Below are 3,403 nucleotides of genomic sequence, written 5' to 3' on the forward strand. Positions count from 1 at the left end.
CTGGGTGGCTTGGGCTTGGGTCAGGGCTTGGGTGGTCATGGGGGTGATCTCCGTCGGGGGTGTCGTTTATGGGTGTCACTCTACCCGCGACAGAGAAAGAGATAATCTCGCCGATACGAAAATGACTGTTGCGAAATTCGCGACAGTCAGCGCTGTCTTAGAGGCCCAGTTCGCGCTCCCAGATCGGCGGCTCGCCCCAGGCCGCGGCCAGCCCGTCGAGGAAGCGTTCCACCTTGGCCGGCAGGTGGCGCCGCACGGGATAGATGCCGTGAATATCGAGGAAGATCGGCGCCTCCTCGGTGAGGATCGGCACCAGGCGACCGCTGCGCAGGCTGTCGGTGATCAGGAAGCTCGGCTGCTGGACGATGCGGCCGCCGAACTGCCAGTCGGTGGTGCCGTGGCCGGAGCGGTAGCGCAGGCAGCGGTGGTGGTCCAGCGCCGCCAGGCTGTCCGGCTCGCCATGCTCGGCGAGGTAGCCGGGGGCGGCACACAGCAGCAACCGGCAGCGGGTCAGGCGACGCGCCACCAGGCTGGAGTCGGGCAGGCTGCCGATGCGGATCGCCAGGTCGTAGCCCTCCTCCAGCAGGTCGACCCGGCGGTCGTTGAGGTCGAGGCGTACCTCCAGGGCCGGGTGCTCGACCATGAAGCGGGCCACCTGGGGGGCCAGGTAGCGGGTCCCGAAGCTCATCGGGCCGTTGATCCGCAGCCGGCCGCGGATCTCGCTGGTGCTCCTCCAGGGCCTGGAGGATCCCCAGGGCATGGGCCAGGTAGCGCTCGCCCGCCTCGGTGAGGTGCAGGCGGCGCGTGGTGCGCTGCAGCAGGCGCACCCCCAGGTGCTCCTCCAGGGCCATCACCTGACGCGACAGGCGGGTGCGGGAGAGGTCCAGCGCCTCGGCGGCGCGGGTGTAGCTGCCCAGCTCGGCGACGCGGACGAAGGCGGTGATGGCATCCAGCAGGTTCATCGGTACTCCTCTCAGTAGCCGGTCATCTCCAGATAGCCCGCCCCCAGGCGCTCGCCGCTGTCGCGGTCGCGGGCCACCACCTCGCCCTCCCAGTAGGCCACCGTGGTGGTCATCCAGCGCTCGGCGTGGGGCGCCTCGACGATCAGGTCGAGCCCGGCCGGGGGCACCTCGAGGCGCCAGCGGGTCGGCACCCGGCGCCCGGCCACGGCCGAGGTGGCCAGCGGCGTCAGCGCCAGCTCGTCGGGGGCCAGGGGGCGGGGCGTGCCGTCCGGGGCGATCCAGGTCCCCGAGCGGTAGTCGCCACCGGCCTCGCCGCCGCCGCGCAGCCGGAAGGCCATCAGCTTGTGACCGTCGTCCAGATGCAGCGAGAACCAGTCCCAGCCGGTCTGCTCCGGGCCCAGCAGCTGGCTGCTCCACTCCCGGTCCAGCCAGCCGCGGCCGCGCACCGCGCGGGTCTCGCCGTCCAGGGTCACCTCGCCCTCGACGCGCCAGAAGGGCTGGCTGACGTAGTAGGAGCCCTGGCCGTCGGCGGACTTCTGGCTGAAGCCGGCCTCGCCGTGCAGGACCAGGGGCCCCTCGGCGTCGAGCTCGAGCCGGTAGCCGAGGCGCTCCTCGCCCTCGCCGTCGAAGGCGCTGAGGGCCAGGCGCTCGAAGGTGTCTTCGTCCGCGGTATCGACCCGGCTGGCCAGGGTCCAGTCGTCGAGCCAGGCGCGGAAGGGCTGGGCCACCGCCCCGGCCTGGCCGCTCTCATCGCCTGCCTGGCTACGGGCGAAGCGCTCCGCCACCGCGTGGCGCTCGCCCCGGGACACCGCCAGGTGCGCCATCCACAGCTGGTCGGCGACCCAGGGGGCGGGCGCGGGGCGCTCGTCCGGCGGGAGGAGCGCCTGGCGGAACAGGGTCCACTGCAGGCCGAGCGGCTCGCCGGTCTCGTCCTCCAGGTTGGCGGTGAGGTACCACCACTCGATGCGGTAGTCGGGGTGGGCGCCGTGATCCTCGGGGAAGCGCAGTGGCGTGCCGGGGCGGGCCTGGGCGAAGCCCTCGGCGTCGCTGCCCAGGCCGGCGAAGCCGGCGTCGGCGCGCTCCGGCGCGGGTTCCCCACAGCCGGCCAGGGCCAGCAGCGCGGTCAGCAGCGGGAAGAGCAGCCGGCGGCTCATGCGAGCTCCTCCTCGGCCAGCAGGGCCCGGGGCGGGGTGCGCCACAGGCGCAGCACCGGCAGGGCCGCGGCGGCCAGCGCCACCGCCACGGCGGTGGCCAGCGTCAGGGCCATGGCGCCGGGGAAGAGGTAGAGCGGCAGCCGCCAGCCGAAGGCGGCCACGTTGATGATCGCCACCAGTCCCCAGGCCAGGGCGATGCCCAGGGGCAGGGCGAGCAGCCCGGTGACCAGCGCCGCCCCGCCCAGTTGGGCCAGCTGCACCGCGGCGAGGCGCGTGCGGGGCACCCCCAGGGCCCAGAGCGGGGCCAGCCGGCGGCGGCGTTCCCGGGCCTGGGCCAGCAGGCTGGCCAGCAGGGCGAGGGCGGCCACCCCCAGGGTCAGGGCGCCCAGCGCCCGGGTGATGGTGAAGGTGCGTTCGAAGATGGCGGTGGCGAGGCGTTTCACCTCGCGCTGGTCGCGCAGGGTGTCGCGGGGCAGGGCGAAACGCGCGGCCAGGGCGTCGCCCAGGGCCCCGGCCTCGGCGCCCTCGGCCAGCACCAGGCCCAGGGTGCCGGGCGGGGCGGCGAAGCGGCGGGCCAGCTCGGGGGTGGCCAGCAGCACCTCGCCACGGGGATTGCCGTAGTCGGGGTAGATGGCCACCACCTCCAGCGTCTCGCGGGTGGGTTCGTGACGACCGGGGGCGCTCAGGGTGAGGCGGTCACCGGGGGCCAGCCCCTCGGCGATCGCCAGCTGCTCGTTGATGAAGGCCGCCCCCTCCCGAAAGGCCTGCCAGGCCGCCTGCCGCCCGTCGTGGGTCTCGAGCAGCGGCCAGTGGGGCACCAGGGCCTCGCCCGGGGTGATGCCGTAGGCGCTCATCGGGCGCGCCCGGGGGCGGGGGGCGTCATCGCCCGCCTGTACCGCCACCAGGGTCGCCTCGACCCGGCGGGTGGCCAGGCGTTCGCGCACCTCCGGACGCCCGGCCAGCCAGGCGTCGATCTCGTCGTACTGCGCAGGCGGCGGGCGGAAGTAGAGGTCGGCCACCAGGCGCTGGTCGAGCCAGTCGAGGAAGGTGAGGCGAAAGCCGCCCACCATGCTGCTCACCCCCAGGTTGGCGGAGAGCGCGATCAGCAGCGCCATCAGCGGAAGCGCCAGCCGTGGCAGCTGGAGCTGCAGGTCGGCGAGCGCCCACTGGCCGAGGGGACGGCGGCGCGCCAGCCGGGACAGGCCGGCCAGCCCCGCCGCCAGCAGCGGCGGCAGCCAGAGGGCGCCGGCCAGCAGCAGGGCACCCACCAGGGCGAAGCCGGCCGTG

3 protein-coding genes and 1 pseudogene are annotated in these 3,403 nt (G+C 74.4%); all 4 read right to left on the bottom strand.

Features of this window, described 5'->3' with window-relative positions; translation table 11 throughout:
* Positions 1-157: 157 nt before the first annotated feature.
* Positions 158-688: a substrate binding domain-containing protein gene (locus tag J5F18_RS02630; protein WP_346300798.1), complete on the bottom strand. Its 531-nt coding sequence runs from the start codon at positions 686-688 to the stop codon at positions 158-160.
* Between the two features lie 145 nt (positions 689-833).
* A pseudogene (locus J5F18_RS02635) lies at positions 834-962 on the bottom strand (LysR family transcriptional regulator); the annotation flags it as partial.
* A gap of 11 nt (positions 963-973) precedes the next feature.
* Positions 974-2,116, bottom strand: a complete 1,143-nt coding sequence (locus J5F18_RS02640) for a lipocalin-like domain-containing protein (RefSeq protein WP_346300799.1) — start codon at positions 2,114-2,116, stop codon at positions 974-976.
* Positions 2,113-3,403, bottom strand: a 1,291-nt coding sequence (locus J5F18_RS02645) for an ABC transporter permease (protein ID WP_346300800.1), incomplete at its 5' end; no start/stop codon positions are given. The genes J5F18_RS02645 and J5F18_RS02640, both read right to left, overlap by 4 nt.

The organism is Halomonas sp. BM-2019 (genome assembly GCF_017584085.1).